This window comes from Rhizobium sp. P28RR-XV, assembly GCF_012641385.1.
Taxonomy (GTDB): domain Bacteria; phylum Pseudomonadota; class Alphaproteobacteria; order Rhizobiales; family Rhizobiaceae; genus Rhizobium.
In genome coordinates this window covers 364,524-382,858 of the sequence record NZ_JABAIG010000002.1, presented here as the reverse complement: position 1 = coordinate 382,858, position 18,335 = coordinate 364,524, and the positions used below count along the sequence as shown (strand labels likewise).

Below are 18,335 nucleotides of genomic sequence, written 5' to 3'. Positions count from 1 at the left end.
GGTTTACGCCGCCGCTTGCCGTCACATCCAGAAAGGTCCAGCCTTGTCCGATGCATTGTCTTCCGCCTTCACCAAGACCTATTCCGGTTTCCTGTTCGACATGGACGGCACGATCATCAATTCGATTGCCGCCGCCGAGCGTGTCTGGGGCAACTGGGCTCGCGGCAAGGGTCTCGATGTCGAAAAATTCATGCCGACCATGCATGGCAAACGCGGTGTTGATACGATTGGTCAGTTGAATCTGCCTGGCGTCGATCCGGTCGCGGAGGCGCTGGAGATCACTGAAGCCGAGATTGCCGATGTCGAGGGTGTGGTCGCACTGCCGGGCGCGGTCGATTTTCTCGCGTCACTGCCGCCGGAGCGCTGGGCGATCGTTACCTCGTCGCCCTATCGTCTGGCGCTGGCGCGGCTGGATGCTGCCGGGATCCCGGTGCCGCGCTTCATCGTCACGGCCGAGGACGTGAAGGTCGGCAAGCCTGATCCACAGGGCTATATCCTCGGCGCGCAGCGCCTTGGCCTCAGCCCTTCGGAATGCCTGGTGTTTGAAGACGTCTTGGCCGGTGTCAAGGCGGGCGAGGCGGCCGGTGCCGATGTGCTCATCATCACCGCCACGCATTCGCATCCGATCGAGACCAATCACACGATGCTGCAGAATTATGAAAACGTCCGAGCACATGTGGCCGGCGAAGGTCTGTTGTCGATCCTTCGCAAGGACTGAGGTTATAGCGCATTCACCGGCTGGCTTGCATGTCGCTTTCGCGCATTGCAATAGGCCGCCGGCTCATTATTTTTTCGTGATCTTATAAAATTCGCTAGGAGCCGATGACACCCAAAGAGCTGAAAGCCCGATATCGCAACGAATGCCTGGCGGCGCGGGATGCCATTCCAGCCGACGAGCGCATCGAAAAGGGCCTTGCCATGCTTGCCCATGGCGGCGATGTCATCGATGTCGAACCGGGGACGATTGTCTCCGGTTTCCTGCCGATCCGCTCCGAAGTGGATATAAGGCCGTTGATGACGCGGCTGCGGGAGCGGGGTGCACGGCTTTGCGTGCCCGTCATCCTCGACCGCAGCACGATCGTCTTCCGGGAACTCGTTGCGGGAGCGCCGTTGGTTCCTGTCGGATTCGGGACGTTCGGCCCTGGCCCTGATGCGGCGGTGTTCGATCCCGATGTCATGCTCGTGCCGCTTTCGGCCTTTGACAGAAGCGGGCATCGCATCGGTTATGGAGCAGGCCATTACGACCGTGCCATCGAGCGGTTGCACCAAAAAGGCTTGAATCCCCAGCTGATCGGCATTGCATTCGATTGCCAAGAAGTGCCATCAGTACCGGCTGAGCCGCATGATGTCCGTCTTGACGCGATTTTGACCGAGAGCGGACTCAATTTCGTTTCGGAAGTGATTGGATAGCGAATGCGGCTGCTTTTTCTGGGTGACATGGTCGGCAAGACGGGACGAACCGCGGTGTGGGAACGCCTGCCGGGGCTCGTATCCGACCTGAAGCTCGATTTCGTCATCGTCAACGGCGAGAATGCGGCCGGCGGTTTCGGCATCACCGAGGATATCTTTCTCGAAACGATCAATGCCGGCGCCGATGTCGTGACGACGGGCAACCATGTCTGGGACCAGAAGGAAGCCGTCGTCTTCTCCGAGCGCCACGACCAGTTCCTCCGCCCCGCCAACTATCCGGCCGGCACCCCCGGTCGCGGCTCCGGCCTCTATTATGCCCGCAACGGCGCGCGCGTCCTTGTTGCCAACATCATGGGCCGCGTCTTCATGCATCCGGAACTCGACGATCCCTTCAAGTCGGCCGAAGCCATTCTCGATGCCTGCCCGCTGAAGGAACAGGCCGATGCGATTGTCTTCGACTTTCACGCGGAGGCCACGAGCGAAAAGCAGTGCTTCGGTCATTTCGTCGATGGCCGCGCGAGCTTCGTCGTCGGCACGCATACGCATGTGCCGACCGCGGACGCGCAGATCCTGAATGGCGGCACGGCCTATATGTCCGATGCCGGCATGTGCGGCGATTATGATTCCTCGCTCGGCATGGAGAAGGAGGAGCCGCTGAACCGCTTTATTTCGAAGATGCCGAAGGGACGCTTCGAAGCGGCTTCGGGGCCTGCCACTATCTGCGGCGTCGGCGTCGAGATTTCCGATGTGACGGGACTGGCCGAGAAGATCGCGCCATTGCGGCTCGGGCCGCGGCTTGCGGAAACCATTCCGGACTTCTGGCGCTGATCGCTGCACGATAATTCATCATCGCTATACGATGACGCGATTGTGAGCAATCGCGCCTGATTGTTGCTGGACCTACTTCCGCTCATGCCGCATCCTCTCGCCACCACTGCATAATTCCCTCAAATCGGAATTGATTGAGGAATTATGCAGCATTTCAAAGTGTTACAGCGCCTTTGGCGCGTCTTAAAGACGCGCGGCGCTGTATCGGGCTTGAGGGGATGGCATGATGCCGCGATTTCCTGTCCTTGCCGTGTTTTTCCTATCGATCATTCTCGGCTGGAGCGCGGCGCATGCCCAGCAAAGCCCGGCGCGTCCGCAACCCAGCCAATGCCAGGCGATCGCGCAATCTCTGCCCAAGGCGACATTCGCCAGCTTTTCTCCGCCCGCTCCGACGCGTGTCAATGACCCCGTCGATGGCGAGGTGAAGATTACCTTCCTCGGCCATGCGACGCTCTTCATTGAAACACCCGGCGGCGTCTCCATCGCCACGGATTATAGCGGCGCATATCCGCCGCCCTATACGCCCGAAGTCGTGACGATGAACAAGGCGCATCCGAGCCACTATACGCTAACGCCGGATCCGGCGATCAAATATGTGCTGCATGGCTGGAGCGATACGCCCGGAGAGCCGGCGAAGATCCATCTGACCGTGGGCGACACGCTGATCCGCAATGTCGTCACCGATATCCGCTCCTGGGGCGGCGGCCTCGAAGCCAATGGCAATTCGATCTTCATCTTCGAGGTAGCGGGCCTTTGCATCGGCCATCTCGGGCACCTGCATTTCGAACTTACCGACCAGCAATATGCCGAGATCGGCCGGCTCGATGTCGTGATGGTGCCGGTCGACGGTGGCCTGACCATGGGCGCCGACAGCATGAGCCGCGTGGTCAAGCGGCTGCGTTCGTCGCTGATCCTGCCCATGCATCGCTGGGGTCCGCCGGTCGATCAGTTTCTGGCTCTGTTCGGTCCCGATTTCGACGTCGGCTACGCGCCGACGCCAAGCGTGACAGTGTCGGTGAAGACCCTGCCGCGCAAGCCGCTGATCTATGTGCTCAAGGGGCTTTGATCGTCGCGATCGCCTTGAAGCGCAGTGTCCCGCATCCCCATTATCCGGCTTTTTACTTGAATGAAGGCCGCTTCGCTTTTATAAGGCGGCCCATTCCCAACAAAAGACGTGAACAGGGGTGCCATGGCTGGCCATTCACAGTTTAAAAACATCATGCACCGCAAGGGTCGTCAGGACTCGGTGCGTTCGAAAATGTTCTCGAAGCTGGCGCGTGAAATCACCGTCGCTGCGAAGACGGGCCTGCCCGACCCGACCATGAACGCGAGTCTGCGCCTGGCGATCCAGAATGCCAAGGCGCAGTCGATGCCGAAGGACAATATCGACCGCGCCATCAAGAAGGCCTCCGGCGCCGATACCGAGAATTACGATGCGGTCCGCTATGAGGGCTACGGGCCCGGCGGCACGGCGATCATCGTCGAAGCACTGACCGATAACCGCAACCGCACGGCTTCCAACGTCCGCTCGATCTTCACCAAGGCCGGCGGAGCGCTTGGCGAAACCGGTTCGGTTTCCTTCTCCTTCGATCATGTCGGCGAGATCACCTATAAGCCGACTGCCGGCGATGCCGACAAGGTCATGGAAGCGGCGATCGAAGCCGGTGCCGACGATGTCGAGAGCGACGAGGAAGGCCATGTGATCATCTGCGCCTTCGAATCCCTCGGCGAAGTCGCCAAGGCGCTTGAAGCGACGCTCGGCGAAGCCGAAACGGTCAAGGCGATCTGGCGCGCGCAGAACAACGTGCCGGTCGACGAAGAAAAGGCCCAGTCGCTGATGAAGCTCATCGACAGCCTTGAAGATGACGACGACGTTCAGAATGTCTATTCGAACTTCGAGGTCTCTGAAGAAGTGCTGGCCAAGCTCTCGGCCTGATCCCTTCCAATCATTCAGAAAAGCCGGCTGCAGCGATGCGGCCGGCTTTTCTGCTTCCGAGCGGTTCCGCTTTTCTTCGAATTGCGAGAATGCGCTATCGCGTTGCGCAATTCCGGGCGGAAAACCGCTGAGCGCTTTTTCTGGAATTGCTTTATAGCGCCGTCGCGCGGGTGAAATCGTCGCGGAAGGCAGCCAGATCGGGCGCTGCGACATCGGAGATAGCCCAGAAGACCAGTCCGTCCGCATGCCATTCGACGAAATTGTAGCCCTCTTTCTCGGCATTGGTTTTGGCTCCCGCAGCGCCCGGCCAGATGAAGAGATTGATGATATGGCCGTGCCGACGATAGATCAGCGCCGCCACTACGCGGCCGTCGAGATAATCCACCCTGCCGCCCACGAGAGGGAAGCCCTGGGCCGCTAGATCGACCACGGGCGGTGAAAAATCGATCTTGCCGTTGAACCATGGTTTGACGGTGTGCTGGTCGGAGGTGAGCACGTCCGTCAGATGATCGGCAAGCATCGAACGCACATGGCTTGCAAGAAGCTGATCCTCGATGGTCTGGCTTTGCTGCGGCACGTTCAGCACCAGCATAAGGCTTGCGGCGAGCACCGCGAGCGACGGCACGAAGCTCCATTCGCGGAGGAAGCGCCAGACGCGCTGCCACGGGCTTTCAGCCCGGTGCGTGACTGTCGTCGCGTGCGCCATCATGGATTGTTCCAGCGAAAGCGCCGCCCGCACGCGGGCATGGACGGTGTCCGGTGCCTGCCATTTCACGCCTTCGCGTGCGGAAAGGCGCTTGACCATCAACGCATTCTCCATCTCGCCGGCACATTCCCGGCAGGTCGCCAGATGCGCCTCGAAACGCGCGGCGTTGGCTGCGTCGAGTTCTCCGTCGATGAAGCCGTGCAGCAGGTCGTTCCACTCGCCGTGATCATTGTGTTCCCCGCCGCTCATCGTGCGGCGCCCTTCTCATCGAGGCGGCGCCAGAGTTCGCCGAAATCGCGGCGGGCGCGGGCGAGGCGTGACATGACGGTGCCGATCGGCGCATCGATGATCTCGGCGATTTCTTTGTAGGACAGATCCTCCAATTCGCGCAGGACCAGAACTTCGCGCATGGTGTCGGGCAGCCTATTGATGACCTCGCGCACCCGCAGCGTTTCCGTCTTGCGGATGAAGGCTGCTTCCGGCGTATCTTCCTCGGAGGCGGGATCGGGGGAGGGCGAGCCTTGCTCCAGGTCTCTTTCGTCGGTCATCGGCTGTTCGTAACGGCTCTTGCGCCGGCGCTCCTGCAGCCAGGCATGATAGCAGTTGCGGACGATGGTGAAGGTCCAGGCTCGCGCATCGCCATCGCGAAAGCCTCCAAAGCCGCGATAGGCGCGCAGAAACGCTTCCTGCACGATATCCTCCGCGGCATCTGCATCCCTGCTCAGGAAGCGCGCGAAATTATAGGCGGCGTCCAGATGCGGGATGATCATGTGCTGGAAGCGGCGCATGGTCTCGTCGGGAGAGGAGATCGAATGCTGCAATGGCGCGGCATGTGCTGATGGTTCCGCCACCGCCATGAGGACGGCGCGGTTGATCGTGTTTTGTGCCGCGACGAGGGCGCGCAGGCGGGTCAGGAACCGCGCCAGCCTGCTTATCGCGGTGTTTTGCGGCCAGCGCCAGGTCCATGCGTGGAGTGGCTCGCCAAGCGTCATCGAACTCATAATTCGGGCGTCTGTCATCATAATCCCCGCAAAACGCCGATACCGACTGTAAGCCTCGGATAAGGCGCTTGCAATGTTGCCTAAAAGGCTAGATCGCGCCCGCGCGGGTTTTATTCCCGATCGGATGCAAAAAATCGCAGATGCGGAATTCGGATGGCCGCTTGGCTAAAATAATCGGATAAACTTCAACAGCTTATGAGAATTCTTCGCGTGGCGGGGAATAACCACCCACGGCTATCGATCTTCTTCCTCAGTGGACGGCCGCGATCTGTTGCGACCTCCGCCTGACCCCAAAAGCCATAACCCTGAGGAGATATTGCTATGTTTGCTATGACCCGCCGCACCGTGCTCGGCACGGCTGCAGCCGCGGCAGCCTTCGGACTGTCGTCGAAGCTCGAATTCATTCCGCAAGCCTTTGCCGCCACGCCGCTGGAGCCGACGGTCGGCTTCTACAAGTACAAGGTCGGCTCGATCGAGGTGACGGCCATTTATGACGGCATCTGGCGCAAGCCGCATGATCCGGCCTTTATCAAGAACGCCTCCGTCGACGACACCAAGGAAGCGCTCTCAAATGCCGGCCTTACCACCGACTTCATGCCCATTCCGCTGACCGTCGTCGTCCTCGATATCGGCGGACGCAAGATCATGATGGATGCCGGCTCCGGTGTCGGCCAATGGCAGGCCAATGCGACGCATCTGCCGGCCAACATGGCCGCCGCCGGCATCGACTACAAGAAGATCGATACGATCATGATCTCGCATTTCCATCCGGACCACGTCTGGGGTCTGATGGAAAAGGGAACCAATACGCCCGTCTTCCCGAATGCGGAGCTGATCGTCAACGCCGCCGAATACAATTGGTGGACCGATCCCGGCCGTGTCGACAAGCTGGCGGAGGGCCGCAAGGAGGCCGGCCGGCGCATCGCCTCCGTCTTCCCGACCTGGAAGAACTGGAAGCTGGTCGAGGATAATGCCGAAGCGGTGCCCGGCGTGCACATGCTGGCCGCCTATGGCCACACGCCCGGCCATTCGGTCTTCCTCATCGATGGCGGCAGCGAGCAGCTGATGGTCTCGGCCGACATCATGTATGTGCCGGCGCTGCTTGCACCCCATCCGGAATGGCAAGGCGCCTACGACCAGGACGGCCCGATGGCCGTCGCCACCCGCCGCAGGCTGATCGATCGCATTATTGCCGACAAGATCAGGATTTGCGGTTCGCATTTCCCGTTTCCGGGCTCCGGCACCTTCGTCAAGGACGGTAATGCCTACGGATTCACCCCCACCATCCAGGCCTGAGCGGCCAGAAAGAGGAGCAAAACCATGTTCAAATATGCCATTTTCGGGATCGCCGGCCTGTGCGCCGTCACCATCCTCCCGGCGGCAACGGCAGGCATCGCCTTTGCCGTCGACAATATGGAATCGACCGACGCGCCGGACCTGACGTCGGTGCGCTCCAAGATCGACGCGAAGGATTATGCCGGCGCGCTCGCCGAGCTTCGTGATATTGCCGAGGAGCACCAGCAGGCCGATGTCTACAACCTGATGGGCTTCACCCTGCGCAAGACCGGCGACTTCAAGACGTCGCTGACCTACTACACCAAGGCCCTGGAGCTGCAGCCGGACCACAAGGGTGCGCATGAATATCTCGGCGAACTCTATGTCGAGACCGGCGATATGCCCAAGGCCCGCGAGCAGCTTGCCGCACTCACCAAGCTTTGCCCGGCGGGATGCGAGGAGCTTGAGGATCTCACCAAAACGATCGCCGCCAAGGCAACCAACTAGAGCCGGATGATTTCAGGTCTGTTCGACCTAAAAGCCGAATCCGCCCTAGAATCAAAGAAGTAGAGCGTGATGTCGTTCGAAAACCGCCTACACTTTTCGGCATCACGCTCTAACGCTCGGCCTCAACCGATCCGGCGGCATTCCATTCGATCAGGTCGTGGGGATGCCGCCGGACAGGATCGGAAACCTATGGATCTTGACGAGAAGGAGATGGTCATGGAATTCGAAGAAGAGAATGCCGTTCTCGTGAACATGACCGATATGGCATTGCTGTTCGGCCGCATACTATTGTCGCTGCTCTTCCTGGAAGAGGGCATCGAACTCGCCAGCAATCTCGACAACGCGTTGGATGCTATGGCGAGGCTTGGCGTCACGGCCCCCATCGCTATTGCAACCATCGTGCTGCAGCTTGGTGCGGGTCTCGCCATTGCGCTTGGCCTGATGACGCGCTTGGCCGCATTTGGTCTCGGCCTGTTCTGCCTGCTGACGGCGCTGCTCTTTCACACCAACTTCGCCAGCCATAACGAGTTGCTGCATTTCGAAAAGGATCTGGCGATCTCAGGCGGCATGTTCGCGCTGATCGTCGCCGGCGCCGGCAAGCTGTCGCTCGACATGTTCATCCGACGCCATTGGAAGACGAGGCTCGTGGCTTGAGCTCGTCGGTCACCCGGTGAGCCATGTTGGCTCACCGGATAATTTACCCGCCCGCGAAAATCAGGACACTTTCTTGAAGCTCGGAAGCGTCGCGAACAGCTCGACCGATTTCAAACGCGCCTCGATATCGTGGATCGGCATCGAAATGATGACTTCATCAGCCTCGGTATCCTTGATGAATTGCGACAGCTTCGTTTCGGCCGTTTCCGGGGAGCCGACCACGGCGTAGCGCAGCGTATTTTCCACATTCAGCTTTTCCATCGGCGTCCAGAAATCGTCCATGTCGCTGCGCGGGCGCGCGAAGGGGCCGCGCACGTTGCGGCGCAGATTGACGAATTGCTGTTGCGCCGAGGTGAAGTGATACTGCGCCTCCTCATCCGTCTCCGCTATCGCGCCCATGGCACCGACCATGACATAGGGCTTGTCGAGCGTGGCCGATGGTGTGAAGCGCTCGCGGTATATGCCGATGGCATCGAACAGCGATTCCGGCGCGAAATGCGAAGCGAAGGCGTAGGGCAGGCCGAGCACGCCGGCGAGATGGGCGCTGTAGAGGCTGGAGCCGAGAAGCCAGATCGGCACGTTGGCGCCATGGCCGGGAACGGCCAGAATGATCTGGTTGTCGTCGGCAGGGCTGAAGAGATGCTGCAGCTCGATGATATCGTTGGGGAAGCTTTGCGCACCGGCTTCGATATTGCGCCGCAGGGCCTGTGCGGTGCGCATGTCGGTACCCGGCGCGCGGCCAAGGCCGAGATCGACGCGGCCGGGAAACAGGGCTTCCAGCGTACCGAACTGCTCGGCAATGACGAGCGGCGAATGGTTCGGCAGCATGACGCCGCCCGAACCGATGCGGATGCGCGAGGTTGCCGCGCCGATATGGCCGATGACGACCGATGTCGCGGCGCTGGCAACGCCCGGCATGCCGTGATGCTCGGCGAGCCAGAACCTGTTGTAGCCCAACTCTTCCGCCTTCTGCGCCATGCGCTTCGAACTATCGAAGGACTGGCGGATGGTGCTGCCTTCGGCAACGGGCGAAAGATCGAGGATGGAAAAGGGAACCATGGCAAGAAACCTGCGTGGTGGAAGGGAGGGTCGCTTGCACATGTAGGAGTGCCGGCCGCGCATTCCAAACCCTGTGCCGCAATTTCGTCACGATGTTTTCGGCGTCTCACTCAGAAGCGCAAACTGTGCCTTGTTTTTGTTTTGTTCACATTTTGCTGGCACATGTCAGGCCTGAAAGATAGGTTGACCCATGCAAAATACGATTCGCATCATCGGCATCGATCCGGGCCTGCGCCGCACCGGCTGGGGTGTCATCGATACGCTTGGCAATTCCTTGCGCTTCGTGGCGTCGGGAACCGTGACCTCGGATGGCGACATGGATCTCGCATCCCGCCTTTGCCAGCTGCATGACGGGCTTGCGGATATCGTTCACAGCTATCAGCCGGATGAGGCTGCCGTCGAGCAGACTTTCGTCAACAAGGATGCGGTGGCGACGCTGAAGCTCGGGCAGGCGCGCGGCGTCGTCATGCTGGTGCCGGCCCGCGCCGGCTTGCCGGTGTCGGAATATGCACCGAATGCGGTCAAGAAAGCCGTGATCGGCGTCGGCCACGGCGAGAAACAGCAGATCCACATGATGCTGAAGATCCTAATGCCCAAGGTCGAGTTCAAGGGCAACGACGCGGCCGATGCGCTTGCCATTGCCATCTGCCATGCCCATAACCGTGGCGCCAGCCGGCTGCGGCAGGCTGCGTTGGCGGGATAGTTTGTTCTTGACTTGTTCTCGGTGGGTCGCTAGGTATTACTGAAGAGGTATTACTATGCGCGTGACGGAAAAAGGTCAGGTGACCATCCCGAAGGAAATTCGAGACAGGCTGGGCATCGCCCCAGGTTCAGAGGTTGATTTCATCGCCTCCGGCAGCGGTGCGATGCTCGTCAAGATCGGGGAAGCGTCGGATACACCCATTCGCGATTTTGACGATTGGCTCGAGCGCGTCAGGGGCACAATTGACCTCGGCGGCATGACAACGGACGAATTCATGGAGTTTCTGAGAGGGCCGCGTGACGACATCGACCCTCATTGATACCAACATTTTCATCGATATTCTCGGCCCGGATTCAGTCCAACGGCAATGGTCGGCCAAATTCTTGAAACGATGTGTCGGCGAAGGCGATCTCGTCATCAGTCCTGTGGTGTGGTCGGAACTCGCTGCCTCGCCTTTGAGCGAAGAGGAATTGACGATCGCCTTGTCCTGGCTCGATATGAAGCGGGAGGCGATACCTTTCGAGGCGGCGTTTCGAGCCGGAAAAGCGCATCGCCTCTATCTGCTTGCTGGAGGGCAACGGGAAAGAACACTTCCGGATTTTCTGATCGGGGCACATGCCGAATGGCGAAGGCATAGGCTGCTGACGCGCGATGCCTCGCGCTATCGCTCCTACTTTCCCTCACTTGACCTCATCTCTCCCGAAACCCATCCCTGACGGACATCATCCATGATCGGTAAGCTGAAAGGCACAATTGAAGAGATCGGCGAGGACTATGTGCTCGTGGACGTGCACGGCGTCTGTTACGTCGCCTATTGCTCGGCCCGTACGCTGTCGAAGGTCGGTTCCGTCGGCGAGGCCTGTATTCTCTTCATCGAGACCTATGTGCGCGAAGACCAGATCCGCCTTTTCGGCTTCATGACAGCCATGGAACGCGAATGGTTCAATATCGTGCAGACGGTTCAGGGTGTCGGAGCGAAAGTGGCGCTCGCCCTGTTGTCGACGCTGACCCCGGCCGAGCTTGCCAATGCGATCGCCTTGCAGGACCGTGCTGCCGTTTCGCGAGCTCCCGGTGTTGGCCCGAAGGTGGCCATGCGTATCGTGACCGAACTCAAGAACAAGGCGCCGGCCCTGGCCGGAGATGCGATCAATATCGGGCTCAAGCAAGAGCTGGGGGAAGGGGTCGCCGCAGCACCCGTTGCCGATGCCGTCTCCGCGCTCACCAATCTCGGTTATTCCCGCGATCAGGCGGCCAATGCCGTTGCAGCTGCGATGAAGGCGGCCGGCGAGGGTGCGGACAGCGCCAAGCTGATCCGGCTTGGTCTCAAGGAACTGTCGCGGTGAGGCTTTGCACCTTCCGCAATCCTTACTATTGTCGCAAAGTCGAGAGATCGAGTTGTAGTGCTCTTTCGGCGAAGACTATGTTTGAGTGCGGCAGAACAAATGCCGTCCTCGGTGCGAGAGCCGCAAAACGCATACCGGGAATGGAACCTCTGACATGAGTGAAGCCGCACGTCTGATATCGCCGGAAAAGCGGGGCGAAGACATCGATGCGACGCTCAGGCCGCAATCGCTGGATGAATTTACCGGGCAGGCGGAAGCGCGCGCCAACCTGAAGGTCTTCATCGAGGCGGCCAAGGCGCGCGGCGAGGCGCTTGATCATGTGCTGTTCGTCGGTCCGCCCGGCCTCGGCAAGACGACGCTGGCGCAGATCATGGCGAAAGAACTCGGGGTCAATTTCCGCTCGACCTCCGGCCCTGTCATCGCCAAGGCGGGCGATCTTGCGGCGCTGCTGACCAATCTCGAGGAGCGCGACGTGCTCTTCATCGACGAAATCCATCGTCTCAATCCGGCCGTCGAGGAAATCCTCTATCCCGCCATGGAGGATTTCCAGCTCGATCTCATCATCGGCGAGGGGCCGGCGGCGCGTTCGGTCAAGATCGATCTCGCCAAGTTCACGCTGGTTGCCGCGACGACCCGTCTCGGCCTGCTGACGACGCCGCTGCGCGACCGTTTCGGCATCCCGGTGCGGCTGAGTTTCTATACGGTCGAGGAGCTGGAGCTGATCGTCCGGCGCGGCGCGAGGCTGATGGGTCTCGGCATGACTGACGAGGGTGCGCGCGAGATCGCGCGCCGTGCGCGCGGCACACCGCGTATCGCCGGCCGGCTGCTGCGGCGCGTGCGCGATTTCGCCGAGGTCGCCAAGGCCGAAGCGGTGACGCGCGAAGTTGCCGACGAGGCTCTGACGCGGCTTCTCGTCGACAATGTCGGCTTCGATCAGCTCGACAAGCGCTATCTGAACATGATCGCGGTCAATTTCGGCGGCGGCCCTGTCGGTATCGAGACCATCGCCGCTGGCCTTTCCGAGCCGCGTGATGCGATCGAGGATATCATCGAGCCCTATATGATCCAGCAGGGCTTCATTCAGCGTACGCCGCGCGGCCGCGTTTTGACCGCGATTGCCTGGAAACATCTCGGCATGCAGCCGCCAAAGGATCTGGAGGCCGCACAGTTCGGGTTGTTCCGGGAGGAAGATTGAATGCTCGGCCGTCGTGCCTTCCTGAAGCTTTTCGGCGGCAGCATATTCGGATTGATGGCACTTGGGGGATATGCCTTCGGGTATGAGCCGGTCGTCCGTCTCAATGTCACCCGTTACGCCTTGACCCCGCCGGGTTGGACGCCCGGGCTGAAGCTCCGGATCGTGGCGCTTGCCGATTTCCATGCCTGCGAGCCCTGGATGACGGCAGAGCGCATCGCTTCGATCTGCGCCCGCGCAAACCAACTTGGCGGCGACATTATTTTGCTGCTTGGGGACTATACGTCGGGAACGGACCTCATTACCTCGCGCGTCGATCATCGTATATGGTCGGCGGAACTGGCAAAGCTGCAGGCGCCACTCGGTGTTCACGCCATCGTCGGCAATCATGATTGGTGGCATGATTCGAGTGCGCAAAGAACCGGCCACGGACCGACGTTCAGCCATCGGGCATTGGAGGCTGTCGGCATCGAGGTCTATTCCAACCGCGCCGCGCGCTTGGAGAAAGACGGACAAGGCTTCTGGCTTGCCGGCGTCGAGGATCAGCTGGCTTTGCGACGGAGCATGCGCTGGAAGCGGCCGTTCACCAAGGGGCTGGACGATCTCGGTGGCACGCTGGCGCAAGTTGGCGACGATGCGCCGGTGATCCTCCTTGCCCATGAGCCCGATATCTTTCCCGCCGTTCCCCAGCGCGTTTCGCTCACCCTGTCGGGACATACGCATGGCGGACAGGTGAGGATTTTCGGCTGGTCGCCCTATTCGCCCTCGCGCTATGGTGACCGGTATGTCTATGGCCATATCGTCAAGGAGGAGCGCCATATCATTGTGTCGGGCGGCCTCGGCTGCTCTATCGCGCCAGTACGCTTCGGCGTTCCGCCGGAGATCGTCGTAATCGATGTGGGGTAGGGGATGACACCGAAACGCAAGCATATCAGATTGAATTCCGGCCGCGCTCGCTTTCAGGTGCGCGTTGCCGGACTCGGATTTCGGGACGGCCATGTCCTGGTGCATCGCGCCGTGCACGAACACTTCTGGACGTTTCCCGGCGGCCGCGCGGAGATTGGCGAGACTTCGGAAGAAACCTTGCGGCGGGAAATGATGGAAGAGATCGGCGTTGACGTTACGGTCAGGCGCCTGCTGTGGTCTGTCGAGAATTTCTTCCATTACGAGCAGCTCGACTGGCACGAGCTCGGCCTCTACTACCTGATGGATATTCCCGCCGAATTTCCCTTCGATCCCCAGGAGATCGTGCATCGCATTCAGGATGGCGACAACGATTTGGAGTTCAAATGGGTGCGGGCCACGCGAGAGGCGCTGGCGGCGCTCGATATCCCGCCCTATTTCATCGCCGATGAAATCGAGGCCTTGCCGCTGACGCCGCGTCATGTCGTCTGGCGGGACGGCAATCTCGACAGGACTTAGGGGGAGTTGATGGCCGCTTTCGATCCAGTTCGCAGTTTTCGCAAGCTTGCCTATAACAATGCATTGGCGAATGTCCGGCTGCATCGCGCCTGCGCAGCCTTGCAACCCGGCGAATTCGACGCCAAGCGGGTCAGCTTCTTTCCGTCGATCAAGGCGACCCTCAATCATATCCTGACGGTGGACTGGTTCTATGTCGATGCGCTGGAAGGCGGTACGCTGGGCCTGAAGGCTTTTGACATCGAGGAGCCGTACGACCGCCTGGACGAATTGACCGGGCAGCAGGCAGATGTCGATCGCCGGCTGGTGACCTTCTGCGAGTCGTTGACGCCGGAGGCCGGCATGCGGGTCATCGATATCCAACGCGACGGCCGCATCCAGCGGGAGCGCGCCGACGATGTGCTGAACCACCTGTTCCAGCATCAGACGCATCACCGTGGGCAGGTGCATGCCATGCTTGCCAGAACCAGCGTCGCGCCACCGCAGCTCGACGAGTTCATCGTTTCGGACGATGCACGGTTCAGGGGCGAGGAATTGGCTGTGCTTGGTTGGGACGAAACGAAGCTGATGCGCTGATGCCGGCCTGTTGCGGCATCGTTTTCGCCAGCGTTTCGATTGTCCGCCGCAGCAATGCCTTTCCGCCGACTTGCCATCCGAGCGCGCGGATTTTCGACGTATTCATGACGCTGATCGTGTCATGAGGTGCCTGCGCCGGCAGCGTGTGCGGACAGCTCGTCACGCTTTGAAGATGCCCCAGGATCTCGCGTGTATCGGTCAGAATATCCGAGAGATTGAAGGCCTCGCCATCGATCCGGCCGGCTTCCGTCTCCAGCAAGAGCCGGACAGAGCGGCCGAGATCGCGGCCATGAACTTCGGTTCCCGCGCGCGAAGGAACCGGCTTGCCGTTGAGATAGTCGTCGAACAGGCCGTCCCACTTATTGGGCCGCAGGTCGCCATAGACGCCTGTCGCTCTCAGGCTCGCGGCAGCGAAGCCGGGCGCGGAGAGTGAAAACAGGGCACGCTCCGCATCTCGTTTCACCTCACCATAGAGCGTGTTCGGCATCGGCTTTGCCGCCTCGGTCAGCTTCTCTCCAGCGATGCCATCGCCATAGATGGCGCGGGAGGAGAGAAAGATGCAACGGCGAATGCCGGCCTTTCGGGCGGTTTCGAACAGCTTGGCCGAGCCGTCGAGATTGAGGCGCCGAAAGCCGTCCGGATCCTCGCCTTCGCCGCCGCGATATTTGCCGGCGACATGGCTGAAGGCCGCATGCACGAAGAAATAGGCGTCGTCGAAAGCGCCGCTCTGATTTTCCGTTGGGTCGAGGCTCAAGGGGACGAAGGAGACCGGTTGCGGAAAGAGGCCGGCTGGCGGCGGATTGCGCCCACCGATCGCAACCTTGTATCCGGCCGACAGCAGCTCCTCGGCGATGTATCGGCCGACGAGGCCTGTTCCGCCTGAGATGAGAACTTTCATGCCGCCGCTTTCGGGTTTGCGAGCGCGGCGATATCGGGCATATTCCGGCCGGTGTGGAAGCTGTGCCACAGCTCGATCAACGGTCTGAGCTGTTCAGCCTTGGGATGGTTTTCTTCCCAGGGTTTCTCATACTGGTAATGCAGGATCGAGATGCTGTTCCAGTCCCAGAGCGCGGGCATGCTGAACCAGACATATTGCAGCATGTTCATGAATACAGGCAATCCGTGCCAATCTGGGAAGAATGTCTCGAGAAAGGTCTGATCCGTGCGCCGCCAGAAGACGTCGGGGCGGTCGAGTTGCTCGAGCATATGCCGGAAGGTTGCAAGCGAAGGCTTGGCGACGAAGACGCCCGAATTCAGCCGATGGAAATCGGCAAGGTTCTCGTAGACGTTCGGCGCGGCGGAAAATTCCGGATAATCGAAGAGCCGGTCGACATTCTTCAGCACCAAAGCGTCGGCGTCGATGAAGACGCAGGTGTCGTATTCGATCAATTGCCAGAGCCGGAGCTTGCAGAAATTGTCGAGCGGCGTGTGAAAGGAAGGCTTGCGGCCCTTGGTGAAAGGGGCGGCGGCATGGAGATTGCCACGGGCGTGTCGCTCGTTGAAAGCGTCCGACAGGGGAAGGTGTTCGACTTCGACCAGCCGGCAGTCGAGTGCGATAAGCGGGGCAAGGTCGTCTTCATTGACCCCCGCCGTATGGAGCACGACGATGTCAGCCTTCGTGCCGCTGTGAATGATGGAGCGCGCCAAGGCCACGGCCCCCATGGCGTAGTCGGCATTCGTGACGAGCGTCACGAATGCCTGCCCGGCACGGGGGCGGCTGTGAGGCCGCAACCCCTGCAGCATTTCGCTTCCGAGCATCATGACACGGATTTCAACCTCTTGCCCTCGGGATCATGGTTGACCGTCGCGGCGAGATCCTTGGTCCAGGCGGAGATGGCCGGAACGCGCGAGCGATCGACGCGGTAGGCATATTTCTTGGCTACATCGACGATTTCGCTCAGAAGGCCGGCTTCGAGCGTGATCGGCGCCAGCCCGAGGTCGAGGAATTTGTCGTTCTTGACGATCAGGTCGTTCTCCGGGGCTTCCTTGCGCGGGTTGGGCAGACGGACGACTTCTGTGCCGCTCATCTTGGCGATCATGTCGGCGAGATCGCGGATGCGATGCGTTTCCGTCATCTGGTTGAAGATTTCCACGCGGGCGCCGCGGGCCGGCGGGTTCTTCAGCGCCAGCTCGATGCAGCGCACGGAGTCCTGGAGATGGATGAAGGCGCGGGTCTGGCCGCCCGTGCCGTGCACGGTCAGGGGATAGCCGATAGCCGCCTGAATGAGAAAACGGTTCAGCACCGTGCCGTAGTCGCCGTCATAGTCGAAACGGTTGATCAGCTGCTCATGCCGGCGGGTCTGTTCCGTATGGGTGCCCCAGACGATGCCCTGATGCAGATCGGTGATCCTGAGCCCGTCATTCTTGGCATAGAACTGGAAGAGCAGCTGATCGAGGCATTTCGTCATATGGTAGATCGAGCCGGGATTGGCGGGGTAAAGGATCTCCTGGCTGACGGTGCGGCCGTCGGTCGTGTCGATGCCGACGGGCAGATAGCCTTCGGGGATGGCGGCGCCGATCGTGGAATAGCCATAGACGCCCATCGTGCCGAGATGCAAAAGATGTGCGTCGAGATTGAGTTCGACAAGCGCGTTCAGGAGATTGTGCGTGGCGTTGACGTTGTTGTTGACCGTGTAGTTCTTGTGACGATCGCTCTTCATCGAATAGGGGGCGGCACGCTGCTCGGCGAAATGCACGATGGCATCGGGGCGATGCTCGGCCAGCCACTTCTTCAGAAGCTCATAGTCCTTGGCGAGATCGATGAGGTTGAAATGGATGCGGCGGCCGGTTTCGGCGTGCCAGATGCGGGTACGTTCCTGGATCGAATCCATGGGCGTCAGCGACTGGACGCCAAGCTCCGTATCGATCCATCGGCGAGACAGATTATCGAGGATATGGATCTCATGACCGGCGTCGGAGAGATGGAGCGAGGTTGGCCAACCGATGAATCCGTCTCCGCCCATAACCGCTATTTTCATGAGATTTTTCCTTCTGCGCCGATCCGCTGTCCGGCTCTATTCCGGATAGTCGGTGTTTATGACAATTGTTCAAAGCTTGCTTGATGGCAGAACTTCGGCCAAAGAGATGCCGGACATTCAAGGAGATGCGGCAACGATGAACAGCCCCTTTCTGATTGCTGGGGAACTGGAAGCCGGAAGCCACCGGCTGGTGCAGCGAGTCTACTACGAGGATACGGATTTTTCCGGCCTCGTCTATCACGCGCGCTATCTGCATTTCCTCGAGCGCGGGCGCACGGACTATCTGCGCTGTCTCGGTGTGGAACAGCGCGAGCTCCTGAATGCCGACGAGGAGGGGCTGGTTTTCGTCGTTCACCGCATGGAGATCGATTTCAAGGGGCCGGCGCGCATGGACGACGTGCTGACGATCCGCACGGTCACGGAAAAGGCCGGCGGCGCCAAGATGGTGCTGTCCCAGGAGATACGGCGCGGCGATACATTGCTGATCGCAGCCAAGGTCATCATCGCGGTGATCAACGCGAAGGGACGCCCGCGCCGGCTGCCGGAAAAGCTCGCGGTGCAGATGCTGGCGGCATCGGAAACCGTCGGCTAAGCCGGGTTTCGCGTGCCTATGGCGACGGTCGGCTGCATGCAAGGATACCGTGCTTGCCAATGTGCGCCTTGCAATAACTTGAGTTTTGTGTGAAGGAATTCGCCGCGCAAGATTTGTCTGCGTCTGTCGCCGGTTTCATCCGGTCAGTTCTTCCCA

General features: G+C 60.4%; 23 protein-coding genes. 17 read left to right on the top strand and 6 right to left on the bottom strand.

Annotation, left to right across the window (positions count from 1 at the left end; all coding sequences use genetic code 11):
* Positions 1–43: 43 nt before the first annotated feature.
* The 5 genes from HGP12_RS05500 to HGP12_RS05480 all read left to right on the top strand — a co-directional run bounded on the left by HGP12_RS05500 (position 44) and on the right by HGP12_RS05480 (position 4,174).
* The gene (locus HGP12_RS05500) at positions 44–718 is read left to right on the top strand and encodes an HAD family hydrolase (protein WP_246703254.1); all 675 of its coding nucleotides are present in this window, start codon (positions 44–46) and stop codon (positions 716–718) included.
* Positions 719–822: 104 nt separating this feature from the next.
* Positions 823–1,410 (top strand): 5-formyltetrahydrofolate cyclo-ligase, encoded by a 588-nt coding sequence (locus HGP12_RS05495; RefSeq protein ID WP_168838239.1) that lies wholly within the window; start codon positions 823–825, stop codon positions 1,408–1,410.
* Positions 1,411–1,413: 3 nt separating this feature from the next.
* Complete coding sequence (locus HGP12_RS05490; RefSeq protein WP_168838240.1) at positions 1,414–2,238, top strand: YmdB family metallophosphoesterase; 825 nt, start codon at positions 1,414–1,416, stop codon at positions 2,236–2,238.
* Positions 2,239–2,461: 223 nt separating this feature from the next.
* Complete coding sequence (locus HGP12_RS05485) at positions 2,462–3,304, top strand: MBL fold metallo-hydrolase (RefSeq protein ID WP_168838241.1); 843 nt, start codon at positions 2,462–2,464, stop codon at positions 3,302–3,304.
* A gap of 123 nt (positions 3,305–3,427) precedes the next feature.
* Positions 3,428–4,174, top strand: coding sequence for a YebC/PmpR family DNA-binding transcriptional regulator (locus tag HGP12_RS05480; RefSeq protein ID WP_168838242.1), 747 nt, complete (start codon positions 3,428–3,430; stop codon positions 4,172–4,174).
* A gap of 151 nt (positions 4,175–4,325) precedes the next feature.
* On the opposite strand, the gene HGP12_RS05475 is transcribed toward HGP12_RS05480, so the two are convergent.
* A complete protein-coding gene (locus HGP12_RS05475) occupies positions 4,326–5,129 on the bottom strand; it encodes an anti-sigma factor family protein (RefSeq protein WP_168838243.1) in 804 nt (267 codons plus the stop codon).
* Positions 5,126–5,881: a sigma-70 family RNA polymerase sigma factor gene (locus HGP12_RS05470; protein WP_168838587.1), complete on the bottom strand. Its 756-nt coding sequence runs from the start codon at positions 5,879–5,881 to the stop codon at positions 5,126–5,128. Before HGP12_RS05470 ends, HGP12_RS05475 begins: the two co-directional genes overlap by 4 nt.
* Before the next feature lie 321 nt (positions 5,882–6,202).
* Between HGP12_RS05470 and HGP12_RS05465 the strand changes: the two genes are divergently transcribed.
* The 3 genes from HGP12_RS05465 to HGP12_RS05455 all read left to right on the top strand — a co-directional run bounded on the left by HGP12_RS05465 (position 6,203) and on the right by HGP12_RS05455 (position 8,317).
* Positions 6,203–7,177 (top strand): MBL fold metallo-hydrolase, encoded by a 975-nt coding sequence (locus HGP12_RS05465; protein ID WP_168838244.1) that lies wholly within the window; start codon positions 6,203–6,205, stop codon positions 7,175–7,177.
* A 24-nt stretch (positions 7,178–7,201) separates the two neighbouring features.
* Positions 7,202–7,663 (top strand): tetratricopeptide repeat protein, encoded by a 462-nt coding sequence (locus HGP12_RS05460; protein ID WP_168838245.1) that lies wholly within the window; start codon positions 7,202–7,204, stop codon positions 7,661–7,663.
* 216 nt (positions 7,664–7,879) lie between these two features.
* Positions 7,880–8,317, top strand: a complete 438-nt coding sequence (locus tag HGP12_RS05455; RefSeq protein ID WP_168838246.1) for a DoxX family protein — start codon at positions 7,880–7,882, stop codon at positions 8,315–8,317.
* Between the two features lie 60 nt (positions 8,318–8,377).
* Here HGP12_RS05455 and HGP12_RS05450 read toward each other — a convergent pair whose 3' ends face one another.
* On the bottom strand, positions 8,378–9,376 hold the full coding sequence (locus HGP12_RS05450; RefSeq protein WP_168838247.1) for an LLM class flavin-dependent oxidoreductase: 999 nt from the start codon (positions 9,374–9,376) through the stop codon (positions 8,378–8,380).
* Between the two features lie 190 nt (positions 9,377–9,566).
* On the opposite strand from HGP12_RS05450, the gene ruvC reads away from it, so the two are divergent.
* From ruvC to HGP12_RS05410, 8 genes are all read left to right on the top strand, one after another.
* Positions 9,567–10,079, top strand: coding sequence for a crossover junction endodeoxyribonuclease RuvC (gene ruvC / locus HGP12_RS05445; RefSeq protein ID WP_168838248.1), 513 nt, complete (start codon positions 9,567–9,569; stop codon positions 10,077–10,079).
* A gap of 55 nt (positions 10,080–10,134) precedes the next feature.
* On the top strand, positions 10,135–10,398 hold the full coding sequence (locus HGP12_RS05440) for an AbrB/MazE/SpoVT family DNA-binding domain-containing protein (protein ID WP_168838249.1): 264 nt from the start codon (positions 10,135–10,137) through the stop codon (positions 10,396–10,398).
* Positions 10,376–10,795, top strand: a complete 420-nt coding sequence (locus HGP12_RS05435) for a type II toxin-antitoxin system VapC family toxin (protein WP_168838250.1) — start codon at positions 10,376–10,378, stop codon at positions 10,793–10,795. Before HGP12_RS05440 ends, HGP12_RS05435 begins: the two co-directional genes overlap by 23 nt.
* Positions 10,796–10,807: 12 nt before the next feature.
* Positions 10,808–11,422, top strand: a complete 615-nt coding sequence (gene ruvA / locus HGP12_RS05430) for a Holliday junction branch migration protein RuvA (protein ID WP_168838251.1) — start codon at positions 10,808–10,810, stop codon at positions 11,420–11,422.
* Positions 11,423–11,576: 154 nt separating this feature from the next.
* Complete coding sequence (gene ruvB, locus HGP12_RS05425) at positions 11,577–12,617, top strand: Holliday junction branch migration DNA helicase RuvB (RefSeq protein ID WP_168838252.1); 1,041 nt, start codon at positions 11,577–11,579, stop codon at positions 12,615–12,617.
* Entirely contained in the window at positions 12,618–13,520 is a 903-nt protein-coding gene (locus HGP12_RS05420; RefSeq protein ID WP_168838253.1) for a metallophosphoesterase, read from the top strand.
* A 3-nt stretch (positions 13,521–13,523) separates the two neighbouring features.
* On the top strand, positions 13,524–14,036 hold the full coding sequence (locus HGP12_RS05415; protein ID WP_205926343.1) for an NUDIX hydrolase: 513 nt from the start codon (positions 13,524–13,526) through the stop codon (positions 14,034–14,036).
* A 9-nt stretch (positions 14,037–14,045) separates the two neighbouring features.
* Entirely contained in the window at positions 14,046–14,609 is a 564-nt protein-coding gene (locus HGP12_RS05410) for a DinB family protein (RefSeq protein ID WP_168838254.1), read from the top strand.
* On the opposite strand, the gene HGP12_RS05405 is transcribed toward HGP12_RS05410, so the two are convergent.
* Genes HGP12_RS05405 through HGP12_RS05395 form a run of 3 tightly spaced genes read right to left on the bottom strand, consistent with a single transcriptional unit; the run spans position 14,554 to position 17,587 of the window.
* Positions 14,554–15,507 (bottom strand): NAD(P)-dependent oxidoreductase, encoded by a 954-nt coding sequence (locus tag HGP12_RS05405; RefSeq protein ID WP_168838255.1) that lies wholly within the window; start codon positions 15,505–15,507, stop codon positions 14,554–14,556. The genes HGP12_RS05410 and HGP12_RS05405 overlap by 56 nt on opposite strands.
* On the bottom strand, positions 15,504–16,367 hold the full coding sequence (locus HGP12_RS05400; RefSeq protein ID WP_246703269.1) for a glycosyltransferase: 864 nt from the start codon (positions 16,365–16,367) through the stop codon (positions 15,504–15,506). Before HGP12_RS05400 ends, HGP12_RS05405 begins: the two co-directional genes overlap by 4 nt.
* Positions 16,367–17,587, bottom strand: a complete 1,221-nt coding sequence (locus HGP12_RS05395) for an NAD-dependent epimerase/dehydratase family protein (protein WP_168838256.1) — start codon at positions 17,585–17,587, stop codon at positions 16,367–16,369. Before HGP12_RS05395 ends, HGP12_RS05400 begins: the two co-directional genes overlap by 1 nt.
* Positions 17,588–17,723: 136 nt before the next feature.
* On the opposite strand from HGP12_RS05395, the gene ybgC reads away from it, so the two are divergent.
* Complete coding sequence (gene ybgC, locus HGP12_RS05390) at positions 17,724–18,179, top strand: tol-pal system-associated acyl-CoA thioesterase (protein ID WP_168838257.1); 456 nt, start codon at positions 17,724–17,726, stop codon at positions 18,177–18,179.
* The last annotated feature ends 156 nt before the right edge of the window (positions 18,180–18,335 follow it).